Genomic DNA, 19284 nt, shown 5'->3' on the forward strand with positions numbered 1-19284 from the left:
CGGCAATAGGTGCTTGCCCGGCTCGCGGGCTTCTGGCAGGCTCACCGGGCGAGCGCGGATCCGACCGCGCGCCCCGAGTGCCCGAAAGAGTGAAGCCTGTGATCGCCGCCCGGCCGACCGGCCGCCGCTGACGGTTCCGTCCGTTTGCGGTGGTCCCCCGCAGACGTCTTCACTCCTTCCTCTTTCGCAAAGGCACTCAACCATGGATCTGCGCATCCAGCGCTCCGTCGTGTCCCACCTCGGCAACCGCCCGCAGGTCGTCGAGATCGGCCCGTTCGTGGCCGGCCTCGACCCGGACACCGACAGTCCCTTCATCAACTACGCGACGCCGCTGCCCGGCGTGCCGATCACCGCGGCCGACGTGACCGCCCTGGTCCGGGCGTTCGACCGGGCCGGTCGCAAACCGCGCCTGGAGTACGTGACGAACTGCTCCCCGGAACTCGAGGACCTGCTGCTGTCCGCCGGCTTCACCGTGGAGGCCCGGCAGGAGTACCTGGTCTGCACGGCGGAAAGACTCGTCGCGTCACCCGTACACCCGGATGTGGATCTCGAGGAACCGGGCACCGACCGGGACCGGGCCGCACTGGTCGAGGCGACGAACGAGGCGTTCGGCGAGGCGCCGCAGGCGTCCGAGGCCGACGTGGCGCGGGTGCGCCGCAACCAGGAACGCCGAGGGGTCGCACTGGCGGCCCTGATCGACCGGGGATGCGCCGGTGGCGGGCAGGCGATGCCACCGCACGACGGGGTCAGCGAGGTCGCCGGCATCGGGGTGCGCGAGCCGTTCCGCGGTCGCGGCGTAGGGCAGGCGATCACGGCGGGCATCACGGCGCGGCTCTTCGCGCGCGGCGTGGAGATCGCCTGGCTGGAGGCGGGCGGCGAGGACTCGTGGCGGGTCTACGAGCGGGTCGGCTACCGGCCTTCGGGGCAACGCCTCTACATCTCCCGCTGATCAAGACCGAGCATCTCGCTGATCAAGACCGGACATCTCGCTGCTCAGGACCGGACATCTGGGTGATCAGCGGGTGACATCTCGCTGATCAAGGCGGGGAAAGGCCGGGCCGCGACCGGAATCGAGGGACGCGGCCCGGCCGTCCGAGGCGGTACCGTACCGAGGTGCCGATCTTGGGAAGTGCTCTGGTGACCGGGGCCTCGCGCGGCCTCGGCGCGCACATCGCCCGGCGGCTGGCTGCCGACGGCTGGCCGGTCGCGATCAACTACCGCTCGGACGCCGAGGGCGCCGAGCGGATCGCCGCGGAGATCGTTGCGGCCGGTGGGCGGGCGGCGGCCCTGCGCGCCGACATCACCGACGAGCAGGGCGTACGGGACCTCGTCGCGGCCGCCACCGACCGGCTCGGCCCGGTGCAGGCGGTGGTGGCGAACGCGACGGGTCCGCAGCCCGCCGCCCCCGCCGAGGAAGTCTCCTGGCGCGACCACCTGGACCAGCTGGAGTTCTTCGTGAAGAGCCCGACGCTGCTGCTCCAGGCCACCCTGCCCGGGATGCGCACGCTCGGCACCGGCCGGTTCGTCCACATCGGCTCGGACTCGTTCGAGCGGGCCCTGCCGGGCGCGTCCGCCTACAACGCCGCCAAGGGCGCCCAGCTCGGGCTGGCCCGGACCTGGGCCCGGGAGCTGGGCGGGCACAACGTGACGGTGAACGTCGTGGCGCCCGGCTGGATCCCGGTGGAGCGGCACGGCACGCTGACGGCGGACGACACCCAGGGGTACGTCGCCGACGTGCCCCTGGGCCGCATCGGCACCCCGCAGGACGTGGCGGACGTGGTCGCGTTCGTGGTCTCCGACGCCGCCCGCTTCGTCACCGGCGAACGGATCACGGTCAACGGCGGGCACACCATCGACTGAGAGCTACCGTTGCGTCCATGCGGCAGGTCTACGCACATCAGGCTGTCATCCGATCCCTCAAGAGTCCCGCCGCGCCCGGCGCGGCCGTCACCGTCGCGCTCTGCGGTCACTGGGAGCACGAGCCGCCCTGCCCGCTCGCCGCGCACCACACCGCGGTGGCCGCCGACGGCGACGACGGGTGGCGGGTGCGGGTGCTGTTCGCCACCGAACCACACCGGGTCGAGGACGTCCGCTCCCGCCTCGACGAGGCCCTGTCCACGGGTGACTGGGAGTTGATCTCCTCGGGGTGCACGCGGATGGACACCGCGGACCGGTCGCACGCTCGCCGGCTACTCCGGACAAACAGGGCACGATCCCAGTAATCTGGGGTCATGCTCGTCACTGTCGTCGCCGACTACGGCATCGGGGATCTCGCTTTCGCCGAGGTCCGCCAGCGCCTCGCCCGGCTGCTGCCGGACGCCGAGGTCACGGCGGTGCCGGTGCCGCCCTTCGACACGGTCGCCGCCGGCTTCTGCGTGGCACAGCTCGCCTTCGGCGACGGGCCGGCGGACCGGGTCGTCTATGCGAACGTCGCCCCGCGCCAGGACCGCGACGAACCGCGGGCCGACAACGCCGGCGAGCGTCTCGCCGCGGCCCGGCTCGACTCGGGCGTGCTGGTGGTCGGGGTGAACTCCGGGGCCAGCCTCGCCTTCCTGGCCGCCGAGGGGGTCCGCGTCCGGGCGGTGGACACGGCCGATCGCGGCTCCCAGTTCCGCTCGCGCGACGTCTTCCCGGCCGCGCTGGCCAGGCTGGCCGGCGGGGACGACGGCCTGCTCGGCGACGAGCTGCCGGTCGGGCAGCCGCCGAAACAGGCGGTGGCCTACGTCGACGGATACGGCAACATCAAGACGACCTGGGACGCGGCGCCCGCCCCGGCCGGCTCGGTGGTGCGGGTGCGCGTCGGCGCGGCGGAGGCCGAGGCGACGGTCAGCGACGGCGTGTTCGAGGTTCCCGCCGGCACGATGTCCTTCGCCCCCGGCAGCTCCGGCTGGCGCGGCCGGGCGTTCTACGAGTTGCTCGCCCGGGGCGGCAGTGCGGCCCGCACCTTCGGCAACCCGCCCGGCGGCACCTCGGTGGAGATCGTCACCTGACCGGCGTGCCTCCCAGGAGGCCCAGGACCGGCGTGCCTCTCAGCAGGCCCGGACCGGCGTGCCTCTCAGGACGCCCGGGGGGTGAGGGTTCCGACGGTGATCTTCTGGGTGCAGAAGGTCACCTTCGGGTCGCTGAGGCGGAGCTCGACCGCATCGCCCTGCCCTTGCAGCTTGAAGTAGATCTGGTTGAGCCCACTGCGCGCCTCGAACGTGTAGGTCGCCTCGCCCAGCCGGAAGGTGACGGGCGAGTCGCCGGAACTCAGGTATCCGACGTGGACCCACCACGGCCAGTCGTTGGCGGGGGCCTCCAGCGGGATCCGCAGGGCGCGGCCGGCCGCAACCCGGTGCCCGCAGTTGGCGACGCGCCCGGGGACGATGTCCATGCCCTGCACCGTCGCCGGCCGGATCCGCCCGTTGTCGTCGAACATCCACCCGTCCACGGCCTCGGTCACGAAGACGGGCTGCCGCGCCGCCGCGCGGAAGAAGTGCGACTGCAGGTTGTCCGGGTGGAAGAAGCCGGCGACCACCCGGTCCGGCACGATGCCCTCCAGCAGGACCGTGCCGGGCGGCGCCGCGGCCAGCTCGGCCTGTGCTGTCGTCAGGTAGTCCCGCCCGTGCTTCGTGTCCCACACGTCGTTGAACCGGTCGATGCTCCAGATGTTGCCCGCGGCCACCGCGGCCGCGACCACGCCCGCGGCGACAAGCGCCACCATTGACGCACGCGTCCGCCGGGTACTCGGCGGCACCGCCTGCGGCACCCCGCCCGGCGGCACCGGCTGCTGCGCCGCGGCGGGCTCCTTGCGGTCCCGAAGGCCCAGCAGGGCGACGCCGGCGCACAGCGCCGCGACCACCACGACGTCCGACAGGTACCGGGGCACCAGGCCGGCCAGGCTGCCGAGGTTGTTGCCGAGACGGGTCACGATGAACAGCCCGGCGACCATGGCGACGTACCCGAGCAGCAACAGCCACGCCCGGCGCGCCACGGCGCGGCGCCGCACGGTCACCACCACCAGGGTCAGCAGCACCGCCCAGGCCGGCCACACGAGGGGCAGGGGCGGGTCGACCAGGGGCGGGCCGTCACCGGCGTACGTCCACCGCCACGGGCCGCCGAGCAGTCCGGGCACCAGGTTGACCCCGACCAGGTCCACGACGAACGTCACCACGCCGCCGGGCGATTCGGGCTCCTGCAGGCGGGACGCCGGGCGGGAGAGATAGAGCGGCACGTAGGCGGCGGTCAGCACGGCCAGGGCCACCCACCCGGCCCAGAACCGGCGGATCGCCGACCAGACGCTCGCGATCGGGCCGCCGACGCTGAACAGGGTGACCGCCAGCAGGGCCACCAGCGGCACGATGAGCAGCGCCTTGGTGTCGAAGGCCAGCCCGAGCAGCACCGCGACCAGCAGACCCACGGCGTGGCGGCGGCGGCCGGTGCGGTCGTACCGCATCAGCGCCCCGACCGCGAGGACCATGGCCAGCTGGACGGGGAGGATCAGCAGGCCGACCATCCACAGCGAACTGACCTCCAGGGTCAGCGGGCTGAACAGGAACATGCACAGCGGCACCAGCAGCGCCCACCCGGGCCGCAGGAGCGCACGCAACAGCCGGTAGAAGGCCACGCTCACCGCCGCCTGCCCGACGATGAGCAGCAGCACCCAGGGCCAGCCTTCGAGCCCGTCGACCCGCACCAGCAGCCAGGCCAGGAACAGTCCACCCGGCATGAAGTGCCCGTTGAAGACCTCGAACAGGTAGCCGGGCGTCAACCCGGTGTCGATCGCCCGGGCCGCGATCACGAACTCGTCCTGGGAGAACCAGCCTCGCACGGCGATGGCGGCCCGCCAGGCCACCGACACCACGATCAGGGCGAGGGACACGGCGCGGACCCGATCGGCGTCGATCCACCGGGCGATCGGGTCCGATTCCTCCGACTCCTGCTGCAGGGTGCTCGAATATTCAGCCAGGTCATCGGCGGGCACGGACATGATCAGCAGGATGCCATACGCGCTCCGGCCGTAGTGTCCCGTCCGGTGCCGGCAGAAGCGGACCACACCGGATCGCCATCGGCAGACATAGACTCACACCTATGGATGGAACCCGATCGACCCGGCGTACCGTTCTCACCCTCTCGGCCGCCGCGGTCGCCGTACCCCTGACCGCACCGCCCGGCGCCGCACAGGCCGCCGGCCCGCGCCCGCACCCGCCCTCGGCCGAGTTGCGGTCGATCCTGCGGGAGATCGATCCGAAGCGGATCGAGGCGATCGTGCGCCGGCTCGCCGCGTTCGGCACCCGGCACACCCTTTCGTCACAGACCGATCCGGTACGGGGCATCGGCGCCGCCCGTGACTGGATCTTCCAGCAGCTCCAGGAGCACGCGACGGCGTCCGCCGGCCGGATGACCGTCGAACTCCAGTCCTTCGTGCAGCCCGTCTCCCCGCGGATCCCGGCGCCCACCACCATCACCAACGTGGTCGCCACCCTGCGGGGCAGTGTCACGCCGGAACGGATCTACGTGGTGACCGGCCACTACGACTCGCGGGCCTCGGACGTGCTGGACGCGGTCAGCGACGCGCCCGGCGCCGACGACGACGCGTCGGGCGTTGCCGTGATCATGGAGTTGGCCCGGGTGCTCGCCACCCGCCGGCCCGAGGCCACCCTGGTCTTCGCCGCGGTCGCGGGCGAGGAGCAGGGGCTGTACGGCTCGGACCACATGGCACAGCGGTACCGCGACGCGGGCGCCGACATCCAGGGCATGTTCAGCAACGACATCGTCGGCACCGGGGCGCCGGGTGACGGCAGCCGCCCCGACCCGCGGACCGTACGGCTGTTCGTCGAAGGCGTGCCCACCTCGGAGACGGCGGCGCAGGCGAACGTGCGGCGCAGTGTCGGCGGCGAGAACGACGGGCCGTCCCGCCAGCTCGGCCGGTTCGTCGGCGACGTGGCCGGGAACGCGCAGACCGGCATGGACGTCCGGGTTATCTGGCGCCGCGACCGGTACCTGCGGGGCAGCGACCACATCTCGTTCCTGCTGCGCGGCTATCCGGCGGCCCGGTTCACCGAGCCCCGGGAGAATTTCGCGCACGAGCACCAGGACGTCCGGGTGGAGGACGGCGTGCAGTACGGCGACCTGGTGGAGTTCTGCGACTTCGGCTACATCGCCCGGGTGGCCCGGGTCAACGCGGCCACCCTGTGGTCGCTGGCCCAGGCGCCGGGCACACCTCGCGGCGCCGTCATCGACACCACCCTGCTGACCAACGAGACCACCCTGCGCTGGCAGGCCGGCACCGAGCCGGATCTGGCCGGGTACGAGGTGGTGTGGCGCGAGACCACGTCGCCGGACTGGGAGCACGTGATCCGCGTCGGCAACGTCACGGAGGTCACCGTGGACATCTCCAAGGACAACGTCTTCTTCGGCGTCCGCGCGGTGGACACGGCCGGCAACCGCAGCCCGGTCGCCGCACCGCAACCGAGCTAGACCACAACCCTCGCCACAACCCGACCGGCGCCGCCGCAGGCCCGCGGTGATCCGACCGGCGCCGCCGCAGGCCCGCGGCACCCGAGCCGCGGGCCTGTGGGACGACCGGTCAGGCGCCGCGCAGGACGGCGCCGAAACGGGACGCGGTCACGGCCACGGCGGCGTCCCGGGCGGCGATCGTCTCCTCCGAGGTGAGGGTCCGGTCGGCCGCGCGGAACGTCAGCTTGTAGGCCAGCGACCGCTTGTCCGCCCCGAGCTGCTCGGACTCGTAGACGTCGAACAGCGACACCGACTCGAGCAGCTCGCCCGCGCCCTCGGCGAGCGCGGCCTGCACGTCGGCGGCCGGGATCCCCCGGTCCAGGACCAGCGCGACGTCGATCAGCGCGGCCGGGAACGTGGAGATCAGCGGCGCGTCGATCACCGGGGCGGCGGGCAGCGCGTCCAGGTCGAGTTCGGCGGCCGAGGTGCGTTTCGGCAGCTCGAACGCCGCGATCACGGACGGGTGCAGTTCGCCCGCGTGGCCGATCACCGTGTCGTCGACCAGGATCTCGGCGCAGCGGCCCGGGTGCCAGGGTGCGTGTTCGGTGGCCCGTACGGTCACGCGCGAAGCGGGCACGCCCGCCGCCGCGATCGTGATCCGCGCCGCCTCGATCGCGTCCGCCCACGAGGCCGCGCGCCCGTCGCCCCACCAGCCGGCCGGGTCGATGTCGCCGGTGAGCACGACCGCGAGGTGCCACGGCTGCTCGGGGACGATCGCGTTCGCGGTGGCCCACTCCTCGTCGGTGGGACGCCTGTCGACGCCGAGCGCCGGGGGCGCGGTGGCGGCGAGGTGCGGCCGGAACACCGTGCCGGCCTCGAAGAGCGCGACGTCCCGGCGGCCCCGGCCCAGGTTGCGCTTGAGCGTGCCGAGCAGCGGGGCCAGCAGCGACGTGCGCAGCATCGGCTCCTCCTCGGACAGCGGGTTGGTCAGCCGCACCGCACTGCGCCGTGGGTCGTCGGCCGCGAGACCGAGCGCGTCGGCCGTGCCCGGCGCGACGAACGGGTAGGACAGCACCTCGACGTAGCCGTTCTCAGCCAGCGCCCGCCCGATCGAGCGACGCTGACGCTGCCCCGGGGTGAGGCCCCGGCTGGCACCGGCCGGCGGCAGCACGCTCGGGATCTCGTTGTAGCCGCCGAGCCGGGCCACCTCCTCGACCAGGTCGATCGGCGCCACCAGGTCGGGGCGCCAGGACGGCGGCACGACCTCCAGCTCGTCGTCACCGCTGACGTCGCAGCCGATCCGGGTGAGCAGTTCGGCCACCCGCGCGGCGGAGAACTCCAGCCCGATGATCTTCGAGGCGAGCGTGGCGGGCAGCCGGACGACGGCCGGCGACGCCACGTGGTCGATGTCGAGGATCCGCTCGTCGGCGGTGCCGCCGGCGTGCGACGTGAGAATCCGCACGGCCCGCTCCAGCGCGACAAGCGACAGCCGCGGGTCGACGCCGCGCTCCCACCGCTTGGCGGCCTCGCTGAACAGCTTGTGCCGCCGGGCGGTCCGGCCCACCATGACCGGGTCCCAGTGCGCGGCTTCGAGGAGCACGTCGACCGTGCCCTGCTGCCACTCGCTGGTCTCGCCACCCATCACCGCGGCAAGCGAGATCGGTCCGGTCTCGTCGCAGATCACCATGTCCTCGACGTCCAGCACCCGGGCCACGCCGTCCAGCGTGGTCAGCTTCTCGCCCGGGTGGGCCCGGCGCACGACGAGGCCGCCCTTGAGCCGGTTCAGGTCGAAGACGTGCATCGGCTGGCCGAGTTCGAGCATCAGGTAGTTGGTGATGTCGACCGGCAGCGAGATGGTCCGGATGCCGGCGGCGACGAGGCGGCGCTGCATCCACTCCGGTGACGGCGCGTCCGGGTCGATGCCGCGCACGACGCGGGCCGCGAACCTGTCGCATCCGACGGTGTCCTGCACGTCCACCGCGTAGGGCACGGCGTCGGTGCCGGCCGGGGCGGCGGTCAGGCCCGGGTCGGTGAACGGGACGGAGAAGTACGTGGCGAGTTCCCGGGCGATGCCGCGGACACTCATCTCGTAGCCCCGGTCCGGCGTGATCTCCACTTCGATCAGCACCTCGTCGAGACCGACGACCGGCCGCGCGTCCGCACCCGGCGCCGCGTCCACCGAGGACGGCAGCACGATGATGCCCGAGTGGTCGCCGGAGAGCCCCAGCTCGGCCGCCGAGCAGATCATGCCGTGGGAGTTGCGGCCGTACGTCTTCCGGGCGCCGATCTTGAAGCCGCCGGGCAGCTCGCCACCGGGGAGGATGACCACCACGAGGTCGCCCTCGGCGAAGTTGCGGGCGCCGCAGACGATCTCCTGCGGGGTGTCCCGGCCGACGTCCACCGTGGTGAAGCGGATCGGCTTCTTGAAGCCGGTCAGCTCCTCGATGGTCAGCACCCGGCCGACGACCAGGTCACCGGTGACCGTGGCGGCCTGGTCGACGATGCCCTCGACCTCCATGCCCAGGTTGGTCAGCGCGGCGTCGAGCTCGGAAGCGGTGATCCCCGCGGGCAGCTCGACGTACTCGCGCAGCCACGACAGTGACGTCTTCATCGCTTCAGGACTCCATTCCGAAGTTCGTGGTGAACCGCACGTCGCCCTCGACCATGTCGCGCATGTCGCTGACGCCGTTGCGGAACATCAGGGTCCGCTCGACACCCATGCCGAACGCGAACCCGCTGTACTTGGCCGGGTCGATGCCGCAGGCCGTGAGCACCCGGGGGTTGACCATGCCGCAGCCACCCCACTCGACCCAGCGCGGGCCGTCGCGGTGCTGCGCGAACCAGACGTCGAACTCCGCGGACGGCTCGGTGAACGGGAAGTAGTGCGGCCGCCAGCGGGTCCGCGCGTCCGGCCCGAACATTGACCGCGCGAAGTGGTCGAGCGTGCCGCGCAGGTGGGCCATCGTGATGCCCTCGTCGATGACCAGGCCCTCGATCTGGTGGAAGACCGGGCTGTGCGTGGCGTCCAGCTCGTCGGTGCGGTAGACCCGGCCCGGGCTGACCACGTAGATCGGCGGCTGCCGGGTGAGCATGGTGCGCACCTGACCGGGCGAGGTGTGCGTCCGCATCACCAGGCCCGGCAGGTCGACGAAGAAGGTGTCGGACGAGCCGCGCACCGGGTTGTCCGGGCCGATGTTGAGCGCGTCGAAGTTGGCCCACTCCAGCTCCAGCTGGGGACCGTCGACGATGTCGTAGCCCATGCCGACGAAGATGTCGCCCATGTGCTCCATCAGCGTGGTCAGCGGGTGCCGGGCGCCGCGCGGGCGCCGGGTCCACGGCAGGGTGACGTCGACGCGTTCCTCGACGAGCACCCGGGCGGCTCGGTCGGCCTCGAGCTCGGTGGCGCGGGCGTCGTAGGCGGCCTGCACCGCCTGCCGGGCCACGTTGACCCGCTTGCCGGCGTCGGATTTCGCGGCCGGCGGCAGGGAACCGATCTCCCGGCGGGCCAGCGAGATCGGCGAGCGGTCACCGAGGTGTGCCGGCTTCAGCGCGGCGAGCGCGTCGAGGTCGGTGGCCTGCGCGAACGCCTTCTCCGCCTCGGCGACGGCGCCGTCGAGCGACGAAGGGTCGAGCAGGGCGGCCTGCTTCGGATCGTACGGATCGTTGCGGTAGGACATGGTCGGGCGAACTCCCTCAAACCGGATGAGCCGTCGGCTCGTCGGAACCGAGTGCACCGAGCGCAGCGGGGACCGCGAGGGGCGACTCGGTGGGTCAGTCTACGGAGGCGCGGCTGGGCCGCAGCCCGCCGGTCAGCGGAGTTCGCGCAGGAGAGTGTCAGACCCGGCGCCCGCGACCAGCGGGCTGCATAAACGAACGACCTGACATGCGCCCAGCTTACCCTCAGCGCTGCGCGCGGGCCGAGGCATATAGGCACACGGCGGCGGCCGCGGCCAGGTTGAGGCTCTCCGCACCACCGTAGATCGGCACCCGGACCCGGCGGTCCGCAGCGGTCAGCAGCTCCGCGGGCAGCCCGTGCGCCTCCGAGCCGAACAGCCAGGCCGTCGGCGCGGTGAGCAGGCCGCCGTCGAGCAGCGAATCCACGTCGTCCTCGCCGGTGCCGCTGGTGGCGAGCACCTGCAGCCCGTTGTCCTGGAGCAGGTCGGTCACCGACAGCGGCGCGCGGACCACGTCCACGTGGAACAGGGAGCCGGCGGAGGCCCGTACACATTTGCCGTTGTAGGGGTCGACGGCGTCCCCGGCGAAGATCACCGCGCCGGCGCCCGCCGCGTCGGCCGTGCGCAGTACCGTCCCGGCGTTGCCCGGGTCACGGATCTCCGCGACCACCGCGACCAGCCGGGGCTGTTTCGCGAGCGCCTCGGTGAGCGGCACATCGGTCTGCTCGCAGACCGCGACCAGGCCCTGCGGGCTGACCGTCTCGGTGAGCGCGGCCAGCGCCTCCTCGGTCACCGCCGAGACCTCCGGCGCCTGCGCGGCCAGTTCGGCGTGCCGGGTCAGCGCGGCGGCGGTGGCGAAAAGCTCCAGCACGGCGCCGGCGGCGAGGGCCTCGCGCACGGCCTGCGGGCCTTCGGCCAGGAATCGGCCGGTCTGGTCGCGATCCTTGCGGCGCTGCAGGCGCCGGGCCGCGACGATGCGAGGGGTACGGGGTGTGAACATCAGCTCTCCGTAAGCAGCGGAGGCGCCCCCCGACGAATCGGGAGGCGCCTCCAAAGGTGCTTCGCGTTATCAGGCAGCCTGCGCGGCAGCGCCGCCGGTGCCCTCGGCCGCGACGGCCGCACGCGCGATCTCCACGATGGCGGCGAACGCGGCGGCGTCGTGGACCGCGAGGTCGGCCAGGATCTTGCGGTCGACCTCGACCTCGGCCAGCTTCAGGCCCTGGATCAGGCGGTTGTACGTCATGCCGTTGGCACGAGCAGCCGCGTTGATCCGGGTGATCCACAGCTGGCGGAAGTCGCCCTTGCGGTCACGGCGGTCACGGTACGAGTACTGCATCGAGTGCAGCACCTGCTCCTTGGCCTTGCGGTACAGGCGCGAGCGCTGGCCGCGGTAGCCACTCGCGGTCTCGAGCAGGGTGCGGCGCTTCTTCTGGGCGTTTACCGCCCGCTTGACGCGTGCCATTTCTAGTTACTCCTTAGGGGAACTGGTCAGGCTCGCGTCAGCGGCCCAGAAGCTTGTTCACTCGCGCGGTGTCGGCCTTGGCCACGACGACCGTGCCGGTCATCCGGCGGGTGACGTGGGAGCTCTTGTGCTCCAGCAGGTGGCGCTTGCCGGCCTGCTCGCGGACGAGCTTGCCCTTGCCGGTCACCTTCACGCGCTTGCCCATGCCGGTGTGGCTCTTCATCTTCGGCACTGAACGCCTCTTTCTGATCTTTCCCCGCGCCCGGGGACACGGGGAAAAGCTGACTACTCTGCGGTGCTGTCTGCCGGGGCAGCCTCGGCGGCCTCACCCTCGCGCGGCTCCCGCGGCGGGCGCGCGCTGGCGGCGGCCGTGGCGGCCGCTGCAACCTTGGTGGCCCGGTGCGGGGCCAACACCATGATCATGTTCCGGCCGTCCTGCTTCGGGCTGGCCTCGACGAAGCCGAGCTCCGAGATCTCCTCGCTGAGCCGGCGCAGGAGCCGGAAACCCAGCTCGGGACGGCTCTGCTCACGACCACGGAACATGATCGTCACCTTGACCTTGTCGCCCGCCTTGAGGAACCGCACCACGTGACCCTTTTTGGTCTCGTAGTCGTGCGGGTCGATCTTCGGCCGCAGCTTCATTTCCTTGATGACGGTCTGCTGCTGGTTGCGCCGCGCTTCGCGAGCCTTGAGTGCGCTCTCGTACTTGAACTTGCCGAAGTCCATGAGCTTGCACACCGGCGGCCGCGCCATCGGAGCAACCTCGACCAGGTCCAGGTCGACATCCGCAGCCAGTTGAAGAGCGCGCTCGAGCGGCACGATGCCGACCTGCTCACCCTCCGGACCGACCAGTCGGACCTCTCGAGCCCGGATCTGTTCGTTCACGCGTGGTTCGACGCTGATGGGGCCTCCTCAGAACGTTGTTCTCTCATCTGCAACGCTTTCCGCGCCGCGGATGATGCCAATGTCGGTCGGCCCCGAGTGTCCCGCGGGGTGGCGGGACGCCGGGAAAGCAGAAGGCCCCGACTGTGCTGCAAGAGCACATGCGGGGCCCGCTCGACCGGTCATCGGCGTCCGGGAGGACGCTCACCGCGCCAGGGAAACCCTGGCCGGGTGACCGGACCCGGCCACTGAAGTGACTCGGGTGGGAACCTGCGGGCTCCTCTTTCGCGCCCCGTGCCGCCGCCAGCAAGCTGACGGGGTGCAGGGCGAGGTCGACTGCCGTGAAGTCTATCAGGCTCCGCCGGCAGCGGAATGCAGGGCCCGGAGGGTACGCACGCCCTCCACCGCGTAGTCCTTGTCCACCGCCTGCAACGCGTGCACCGCGACCTGCTCGTCGTCGTGCAGCTCCAGCTGGGCCCAGGCCGAGTTGCGGTCGAACCGGACGGCGCGCACGACCTCCCACGGCAGGTCGTAGCCGCCGATCACGTTGCGCACCCGGATGCCCCGCTCGTCGGCGACCACCCGGGGCCGGCAGAACGCCAGCACGCCGAGGCCGATCAGGATCCCCAGGCCGATCATCGCCAGCTGGTCGCCGCGCTGGAACGTGGCGTTCTGGTTCTGGAACCCGGCGCTGCCGGTCAGCCCGAAACTGAGCACGGTGAAGAGCAGCGCCACGGAGACCGCGACCGGGATCGCGACCACCCGGATCTTCTTGGGCCGATAGATCACTGCGGTCATCAGAGCCTGCAATTCGCGATGTCGGTGACCAGGATGGCGCGGGCGCCGAGCTCGTACAGCTCGTCCATGATGCGGTGCACGTCACTGCGCTGCACCATCGCCTCCACGGCGACCCAGCCCTCCCGGTGCAGCGGCGACACGGTCGGCGACTCGATGCCCGGTGTCAGGCCGGTCGCCTGCTCCAGCAGGTCCGCGCGCACGTCGTAGGCGAGCATCACGAAGTTGCGGGCGACGAGCACGCCCTGCAGGCGCCGCAGCAGCTGGGCCGCGCCCGCCGGTGCCTCCGCCTCCCGCCCGATCAGGATCGCCGAGGACCGCATGATCGGCTCGCCGAGCGTGACCAGGCCGGCCTGGCGCAGCGTGGCACCGGTCTCGACGACGTCGGCGATCAGGTCGGCCACGCCGAGGCGCACCGCGTTCTCCACCGCGCCGTCCAGACGTACCACGTCCGCCTTGAGCTCGTTCTCGGCCAGGTAGCGGCCGACCACGCCGGGGTAGGCCGTGGCGATCCGCCGGCCGCCGATCTGGTCCGCGCTGGTGAGCGTGCCCGCCGGCGCCGCCCAGCGGAACGTGGCGCCGCCGAAGTTGAGGTCGAGCAGCTCGGCCGCCGGCACGCCGGAGTCGATCAGCAGGTCCCGGCCGGTGATGCCGAGATCCAGGTCACCGGAGCCGACGTAGGTGGCGATGTCCCGGGGCCGCAGGTAGAAGAACTCGACGTTGTTGGCTTCGTCACGGCAGATCAGGTCTTTGGGGTCGGTGCGCTGGCGGTACCCCGCGTCCCGCAGCATCTGGGACGCGGGTGCCGAGAGGGTGCCCTTGTTCGGAATGGCGATGCGCAGCATCGGACGTGCTCCTTCGATCTCGATCAACGGGTCAGGGACGCGCGTCAGAGATGTCGGTAGACGTCCTTGAGCTCGAGACCGGTAGCGATCATCAGCACCTGTGCCTGGTAGAGCAGCTGCGAGATCTCCTCGGCGGCGCGCTCCGGCCCCTCGTGCTCGGCGGCCATCCACGACTCGGCGGCCTCTTCGACGACCTTCTTGCCGATGAAGTGGACTCCGCGCTCGAGCGCCTCGACGGTGCCCGAGCCGGGGGTCTGTTCCGCCGCCTTGCGCTGCAACTCGGCGAACAGTTCTTCGAACGTCTTCACGAGCAACGATTGTGGCAGCTCATCACGTCTTGACGACGAACGCCCCCCAGTGGTTGGGGCGTCTTCTAAGCTGCCCGGCATGGTCAGCCGATACACCCCCGTTGCGCTCGGCGGCGTCGCGATGCTCTTCGCCGCCGTCACCGCCTGTTCCCCGGTGGAGGAAGAATCCACCACTGCGACCTCGCCGTCCTCCTCCGCGCAGAGCTGCGCGCCGGGCGGCCTCGCCACGAAGACCCCGGGCAAGCTCACGATCGGCACCGACAACCCGGCGTACGAGCCATGGTTCAGCGACAACAAGCCGGACAACGGGAAGGGCTACGAGTCCGCGGTCGCGTACGCGGTCGCCGACCGGCTCGGTTACCCGGCCGCGAACGTGGTCTGGACCTCGGTGACCTTCAACAACGCCATCGCGCCCGGCCCGAAGGCGTACGACATCGACATCAACCAGTTCTCGATCACCGAGGAACGCAAGCAGGCCGTCGACTTCTCCTCGCCGTACTACCTGGTCCGGCAGACGGTGATCACCACCAAGGGCTCGAAGATCGCCGGCGCCAAGTCGCTGGCCGACCTCAAGGGCGCCAAGCTGGGCGCGCAGGTCGGCACCACCAGCTACCAGGCCGTCACCGACGTGATCAAGCCGGACCAGCAGCCGTCGGTCTACAACAACAACGACGACGCCAAGAAGGCGCTGGAGAACGGCACCGTCGACGGCATCGTGGTGGACCTGCCGACCGCGTTCTACATGACCTCGGCCGAGCTGGAGAACGGCGTCATCGTCGGCCAGCTGCCCCAGGTCGGCGTCCCCGAGCAGTTCGGCATCGTGCTGGACAAGGGCTCGGCGCTGACCGGCTGCGTCAGCACGGCGGTCGACCAGCTCCGCCAGGACGGCACCCTCGCCGTGCTGGAGAAGACGTGGCTGGCCGACACCGGCGGGGCCACCGAGCTCTCCTGACCGGCGCACACCTGTGACATACGCACCAAGCACCAGGCAACAGGAACGGATCGCCTACCGCAGACGGCAGACGATCCGTTCCGTACTGCTCGCGGCCCTCTCCACGGCCGTGGTCGGCACCCTGCTCACCGTCGCGATCACCGGCGCTCCCGGCTGGGACCGGGTCAAATCCTCGTTCTTCGACCTGGACGCGGCCCGGGAGTACCTGCCCGACATCCTCACCGGACTGTGGCTCAACCTGCGGCTGCTCGTGGTCTGCGCCACGCTGGCACTGGCCCTGGGCCTCGTGGTGGCGGTCCTGCGCACGCTGCGCGGCCCGGTCTTCTTCCCGGTGCGGGCGCTGGCGACCGGTTACACGTACTCGTTCCGCGGTCTGCCGCTGATCATCGTGATCTACCTGTACGCCTTCGGCATCCCCGGCCTGCGGCTGCAGGGAACCCCGGACGTGCTCGTCCTCGGCGCGGCCGCGATCATCATCACCTACGGCGCGTACCTGGCCGAGGTGTTCCGGGCCGGCATCGAGTCGGTGCACCCGAGCCAGATCGCGGCGGCCCGCTCGCTCGGGCTCAGCTACCGGCAGGCGATGCGCCACGTGGTGCTGCCGCAGGCGGTGCGCCGGGTCGCCCCGCCCCTGCTCAACGACACCGTGGCCCTGCAGAAGGACGTCGGCCTGATCTCCCTGGCGGGACCGATCGACGCCATCCGCGCGGCCCAGATCGGTGTCGCCCAGGACGCCAACTTCACCCCGTACATCGTGGCCGGGGTGCTCTTCGTCCTTCTCGCCCTGCCGCTCATCGGGGTCACCGACTGGGTGACCCTGCGCGCGGCCCGCCGCCAGAACGCGGGGTCCTGACGTGGTGCTCTCCTGCACGGACGTACGCAAGACGTTCGGCGATCACGTGATCCTCGACGGTCTCAGCCTGGACGTCGCCGAACACGAGGTGGTCGCCCTGATCGGGGCCTCCGGCTCGGGCAAGTCGACGCTGCTGCGCTGCGTGAACCTGCTCGAGCAGATCGACGACGGCGAGATCCGGCTGGACGGTACGGAGATCACCGACCCGCGGGCCGACCCGGACCGGATCCGCCAGCGGATCGGCCTGGTCTTCCAGTCCTACAACCTGTTCCCGCACATGACGGTGCTGGACAACATCACGCTGGCGCCGATCCAGGTGCATCGGCGCACGAAAGCCGAGGCGACGGAACAGGCGATGACCTGGCTGACCCGGGTGGGGCTGGCGGAGAAGGCCGGGGCCTACCCGGACCGGCTCTCCGGCGGCCAGCAGCAACGGGTCGCGATCGTCCGGGCGCTGGTGAACAACCCGCGGCTGCTGCTGCTCGACGAGGTCACGTCGGCGCTCGACCCGGAGCTGGTCGGCGAGGTCCTCACCATGATCAAAGACCTCAAGGGCGAGGGCATGACCATGGTGCTGGCCACCCACGAGATGGGGTTCGCCAAGCAGGTCGCCGACCGGGTGGCCTTCCTCGACGGCGGCAAGGTGCTCGAAGCGGGGCCGCCCGAGCAGGTGCTGGGCGACCCCGTCGAGGCGCGTACCCGTCAGTTCCTGGCGCGGATCATCGAGGCCGGACGGCTCTGACCGTCAGGCCTTGCCGACCTCGCGGAGGGTGAGGGCTGCGTCGAGCACGGCCACCGTGCTCTGCCAGCCCTTGTCCTCGATCGAGTCCTCCAGGCCGGCCCGGTCCCGGGCCTGCCCGAGGCTCTGCACGGTGAGCACGCCGTGCGCGACCGGCGTGCCCTCGTCGAGGGCGACCCGGGTCAGGCCGGACGTGACCGCGTCACAGACGTACTCGAAGTGCTGGGTCTCCCCCTTGATCACCACGCCGAGGGCGACCACCGCGTCGCACTTGCGGGCGAGGGCCTGCGCCACCACCGGCAGCTCCACCGAACCGGCCACCCGCACCGTGATCACATCCGTGACGCCACAGGCCTCGGCAGCCGCCCGGGCCCGGTTGATCATGTGGTCGACCAGGTCGTTGTGCCAGCGGGAGCCGACGATGCCGAGCCGCAGCCCGGCCGCGTCGACGGGTTGCGTGTGCGGATCACCGAAGCCGGCCATATGTGTGTCCCCCTCTGTTGCCTGACATTGTTCACCGTGGGCGGGGAAGAGATCAGCCCAACGCCTCGAAGAGATGTCCCATCCGGTCCCGCTTGGTCCGCAGGTAGTGCACGTTCTCCGGGTGCAGCCGGACCGGCAGCTCCTCGCGGCCGGTCACGCGCAGGCCGTAGCCCTCCAGGCCGGCCCGCTTCGCCGGGTTGTTGGTGAGCAGACGCATCGAGCGGATCCCCAGCTCGGCGAGGATCTGCGCGCCGGTGCCGTAGTCGCGGGCGTCCGCCGGCAGCCCCAGTTCCAGATTCGCGTCGACGGTGTCCAGCCCGCCGTCCTGCAACTGGTACGCCTGAAGCTTGTGCAGCAGCCCGATGCCCCGGCCCTCGTGACCGCGCATGTAGAGCACCACGCCCCGCCCGGCCGCCGCGACCCGTTCCAGGGCGGCGTCCAGCTGCGGGCCGCAGTCGCAGCGGTGCGAGCCGAAGACATCACCGGTCAGGCACTCGGAGTGCACCCGGACCAGCACGTCCTCGCCGTCACCGATCTCGCCGAAGACCAGCGCCACGTGCTCGCCGTTGTCCGCCTCGGTGCGGTAACCGACCGCCGTGAACACGCCGTGCTCGGTGGGCAGGCGGGTCTCCACCACCCGCTCCACCTGCCGGCCCTGACGCAGGCTCAGGTAGGCCACCAGCTCGGCGATCGTGATCAGCGTGAGGTGGTGCTCGGCCGCGAACCGTTCCAAATCCGGCCGGCGCTGCATGGTGCCGTCGTCGTTGACCATCTCGCAGAGCACACCGGCGGGCCGGCAGCCGGCCAGCACGGCCAGGTCGATCGAGGCCTCGGTGTGACCGGGCCGGCGCAGCACGCCACCGGGCCGGGCCCGCAGCGGCACCACGTGGCCGGGCCGGGACAGGTCCGCGGGCTGGGTCTCCGCCGAGGCGAGCAGCCGGATCGTGTGCGCCCGGTCGGCGGCCGAGATGCCGGTGCTGACGCCGTGCCGGGCGTCGACGGTCACCGCGTACGCCGTGCCGCGGGCGTCCTGGTTGGTCCGGAACATCGGCGGCAGGTCCAGCCGGTCCGCCTCGTCCTCGGGCAGCGGCACGCAGATGTACCCGGACGTGTACCGGACCATGAAGGCGACAAGCTCCGGCGTGGCGTGCTCGGCCGCGAAGATTAGGTCACCCTCGTTCTCGCGGTCCTCGTCGTCGACGACGATGACCGCCTTGCCGGCCGCGATGTCCGCGATCGCGCGCTCGATGTTCTCAAACATTCCGGCTCCCCAGCATCTTCTCGACGTACTTCGCGATCACGTCGACCTCCAGGTTGACCTGATCGCCGATGGCCTTGCTGCCCAGCACCGTCAGCTTCGAGGTGGCCGGGATCATCCCGACCGCGAAACTGTCCGCGTCGACCTCCATGACGGTCAGCGAGACGCCGTCGACGGTGATCGAACCCTTCTCCACCACGTATTTCGCCAGCCCGGACGGGAGCGAGAAACGCACCACCTCCCACTGGTCGGCCGGTTCGCGGGCGATGATCCGCGCGACGCCGTCCACGTGGCCCTGCACCAGGTGGCCGCCGAGGCGGCTGTTCAGCGCGGCGGCCCGTTCCAGGTTGACCTGGCTGCCGACGGCCAGCGCACCGAGCGACGAGCGGCGCAGGGTCTCACCCATCACGTCGGCGGTGAACACGCCGTCCTCGTTGTCGATCACGGTGAGGCAGACGCCGTTCACCGCGATCGAGTCGCCGTGCCGTGCGTCCGACGTGACGAGCGGTCCGCGTACGGCGATGATCGCCGAGTCGCTCTCCGCACCGGTGAGGCGCACGACCTCACCCAGTTCCTCGACGATTCCGGTGAACAC

The 19284-nt window shown here is 71.4% G+C and carries 21 protein-coding genes; 8 read left to right on the plus strand and 13 right to left on the minus strand.

The genetic code is table 11. From position 1 onward, the window contains the following. Positions 1 to 202 precede the first annotated feature (202 nt). The 4 genes from LPA41_RS21225 to LPA41_RS21240 all read left to right on the plus strand — a co-directional run bounded on the left by LPA41_RS21225 (position 203) and on the right by LPA41_RS21240 (position 2990). Positions 203 to 949: a GNAT family N-acetyltransferase gene (locus tag LPA41_RS21225; protein WP_229072406.1), complete on the plus strand. Its 747-nt coding sequence runs from the start codon at positions 203 to 205 to the stop codon at positions 947 to 949. A 164-nt stretch (positions 950 to 1113) separates the two neighbouring features. Continuing rightward, the gene (locus LPA41_RS21230; protein ID WP_229072407.1) at positions 1114 to 1860 is read left to right on the plus strand and encodes an SDR family oxidoreductase; all 747 of its coding nucleotides are present in this window, start codon (positions 1114 to 1116) and stop codon (positions 1858 to 1860) included. 17 nt (positions 1861 to 1877) lie between these two features. Then, positions 1878 to 2222 carry a hypothetical protein gene (locus LPA41_RS21235; RefSeq protein ID WP_229072408.1) on the plus strand — a complete coding sequence of 115 codons (345 nt, stop codon included), beginning with the start codon at positions 1878 to 1880 and terminating at the stop codon, positions 2220 to 2222. A gap of 9 nt (positions 2223 to 2231) precedes the next feature. Then, positions 2232 to 2990, plus strand: a complete 759-nt coding sequence (locus LPA41_RS21240) for an S-adenosyl-l-methionine hydroxide adenosyltransferase family protein (protein ID WP_229072409.1) — start codon at positions 2232 to 2234, stop codon at positions 2988 to 2990. 65 nt (positions 2991 to 3055) lie between these two features. Here the strand turns inward: LPA41_RS21240 and LPA41_RS21245 are convergent, their stop codons facing one another. Next, positions 3056 to 4963 carry a hypothetical protein gene (locus tag LPA41_RS21245; protein WP_374238192.1) on the minus strand — a complete coding sequence of 636 codons (1908 nt, stop codon included), beginning with the start codon at positions 4961 to 4963 and terminating at the stop codon, positions 3056 to 3058. Positions 4964 to 5070: 107 nt separating this feature from the next. Between LPA41_RS21245 and LPA41_RS21250 the strand changes: the two genes are divergently transcribed. Further along, positions 5071 to 6459 (plus strand): M20/M25/M40 family metallo-hydrolase, encoded by a 1389-nt coding sequence (locus LPA41_RS21250; RefSeq protein WP_229072411.1) that lies wholly within the window; start codon positions 5071 to 5073, stop codon positions 6457 to 6459. 109 nt (positions 6460 to 6568) lie between these two features. Here LPA41_RS21250 and pheT read toward each other — a convergent pair whose 3' ends face one another. From pheT to LPA41_RS21295, 9 genes are all read right to left on the minus strand, one after another. Beyond that, entirely contained in the window at positions 6569 to 9049 is a 2481-nt protein-coding gene (pheT, locus tag LPA41_RS21255; protein WP_229072412.1) for a phenylalanine--tRNA ligase subunit beta, read from the minus strand. A 4-nt stretch (positions 9050 to 9053) separates the two neighbouring features. Next, on the minus strand, positions 9054 to 10115 hold the full coding sequence (locus LPA41_RS21260) for a phenylalanine--tRNA ligase subunit alpha (protein ID WP_229072413.1): 1062 nt from the start codon (positions 10113 to 10115) through the stop codon (positions 9054 to 9056). A 223-nt stretch (positions 10116 to 10338) separates the two neighbouring features. Next, on the minus strand, positions 10339 to 11112 hold the full coding sequence (locus LPA41_RS21265; RefSeq protein WP_229072414.1) for an RNA methyltransferase: 774 nt from the start codon (positions 11110 to 11112) through the stop codon (positions 10339 to 10341). Positions 11113 to 11181: 69 nt separating this feature from the next. Further along, positions 11182 to 11574 carry a 50S ribosomal protein L20 gene (gene rplT, locus LPA41_RS21270; RefSeq protein WP_229072415.1) on the minus strand — a complete coding sequence of 131 codons (393 nt, stop codon included), beginning with the start codon at positions 11572 to 11574 and terminating at the stop codon, positions 11182 to 11184. A 37-nt stretch (positions 11575 to 11611) separates the two neighbouring features. Beyond that, positions 11612 to 11806: a 50S ribosomal protein L35 gene (gene rpmI / locus LPA41_RS21275; protein WP_229072416.1), complete on the minus strand. Its 195-nt coding sequence runs from the start codon at positions 11804 to 11806 to the stop codon at positions 11612 to 11614. A 53-nt stretch (positions 11807 to 11859) separates the two neighbouring features. Further along, positions 11860 to 12459 carry a translation initiation factor IF-3 gene (gene infC / locus LPA41_RS21280; RefSeq protein WP_229072417.1) on the minus strand — a complete coding sequence of 200 codons (600 nt, stop codon included), beginning with the start codon at positions 12457 to 12459 and terminating at the stop codon, positions 11860 to 11862. A 348-nt stretch (positions 12460 to 12807) separates the two neighbouring features. Then, complete coding sequence (locus LPA41_RS21285; protein WP_229072418.1) at positions 12808 to 13254, minus strand: PH domain-containing protein; 447 nt, start codon at positions 13252 to 13254, stop codon at positions 12808 to 12810. Then, on the minus strand, positions 13254 to 14096 hold the full coding sequence (gene hisG / locus LPA41_RS21290; protein WP_229072419.1) for an ATP phosphoribosyltransferase: 843 nt from the start codon (positions 14094 to 14096) through the stop codon (positions 13254 to 13256). The genes LPA41_RS21285 and hisG overlap by 1 nt, the downstream gene beginning before the upstream one ends. A 44-nt stretch (positions 14097 to 14140) precedes the next feature. After that, on the minus strand, positions 14141 to 14410 hold the full coding sequence (locus LPA41_RS21295; RefSeq protein ID WP_229072420.1) for a phosphoribosyl-ATP diphosphatase: 270 nt from the start codon (positions 14408 to 14410) through the stop codon (positions 14141 to 14143). A 73-nt stretch (positions 14411 to 14483) separates the two neighbouring features. On the opposite strand from LPA41_RS21295, the gene LPA41_RS21300 reads away from it, so the two are divergent. The 3 genes from LPA41_RS21300 to LPA41_RS21310 are packed head-to-tail and all read left to right on the plus strand — an operon-like array spanning position 14484 to position 16951. Beyond that, positions 14484 to 15356: an ABC transporter substrate-binding protein gene (locus tag LPA41_RS21300; protein ID WP_229072421.1), complete on the plus strand. Its 873-nt coding sequence runs from the start codon at positions 14484 to 14486 to the stop codon at positions 15354 to 15356. A gap of 13 nt (positions 15357 to 15369) precedes the next feature. Further along, the gene (locus LPA41_RS21305) at positions 15370 to 16209 is read left to right on the plus strand and encodes an amino acid ABC transporter permease (protein WP_229072422.1); all 840 of its coding nucleotides are present in this window, start codon (positions 15370 to 15372) and stop codon (positions 16207 to 16209) included. A gap of 1 nt (position 16210) precedes the next feature. Then, the gene (locus tag LPA41_RS21310) at positions 16211 to 16951 is read left to right on the plus strand and encodes an amino acid ABC transporter ATP-binding protein (protein WP_308036589.1); all 741 of its coding nucleotides are present in this window, start codon (positions 16211 to 16213) and stop codon (positions 16949 to 16951) included. A gap of 3 nt (positions 16952 to 16954) precedes the next feature. On the opposite strand, the gene ribH is transcribed toward LPA41_RS21310, so the two are convergent. Genes ribH through LPA41_RS21325 form a run of 3 tightly spaced genes read right to left on the minus strand, consistent with a single transcriptional unit; the run spans position 16955 to position 19284 of the window. Next, positions 16955 to 17431 (minus strand): 6,7-dimethyl-8-ribityllumazine synthase, encoded by a 477-nt coding sequence (gene ribH, locus LPA41_RS21315; RefSeq protein WP_229072423.1) that lies wholly within the window; start codon positions 17429 to 17431, stop codon positions 16955 to 16957. A 52-nt stretch (positions 17432 to 17483) separates the two neighbouring features. Next, on the minus strand, positions 17484 to 18692 hold the full coding sequence (locus LPA41_RS21320; protein WP_229072424.1) for a bifunctional 3,4-dihydroxy-2-butanone-4-phosphate synthase/GTP cyclohydrolase II: 1209 nt from the start codon (positions 18690 to 18692) through the stop codon (positions 17484 to 17486). Continuing rightward, a complete protein-coding gene (locus LPA41_RS21325) occupies positions 18685 to 19284 on the minus strand; it encodes a riboflavin synthase (RefSeq protein ID WP_229072425.1) in 600 nt (199 codons plus the stop codon). The genes LPA41_RS21320 and LPA41_RS21325 overlap by 8 nt, the downstream gene beginning before the upstream one ends.

Source organism: Actinoplanes sp. DH11, from assembly GCF_020873875.1.
Taxonomy (GTDB): domain Bacteria; phylum Actinomycetota; class Actinomycetes; order Mycobacteriales; family Micromonosporaceae; genus Actinoplanes.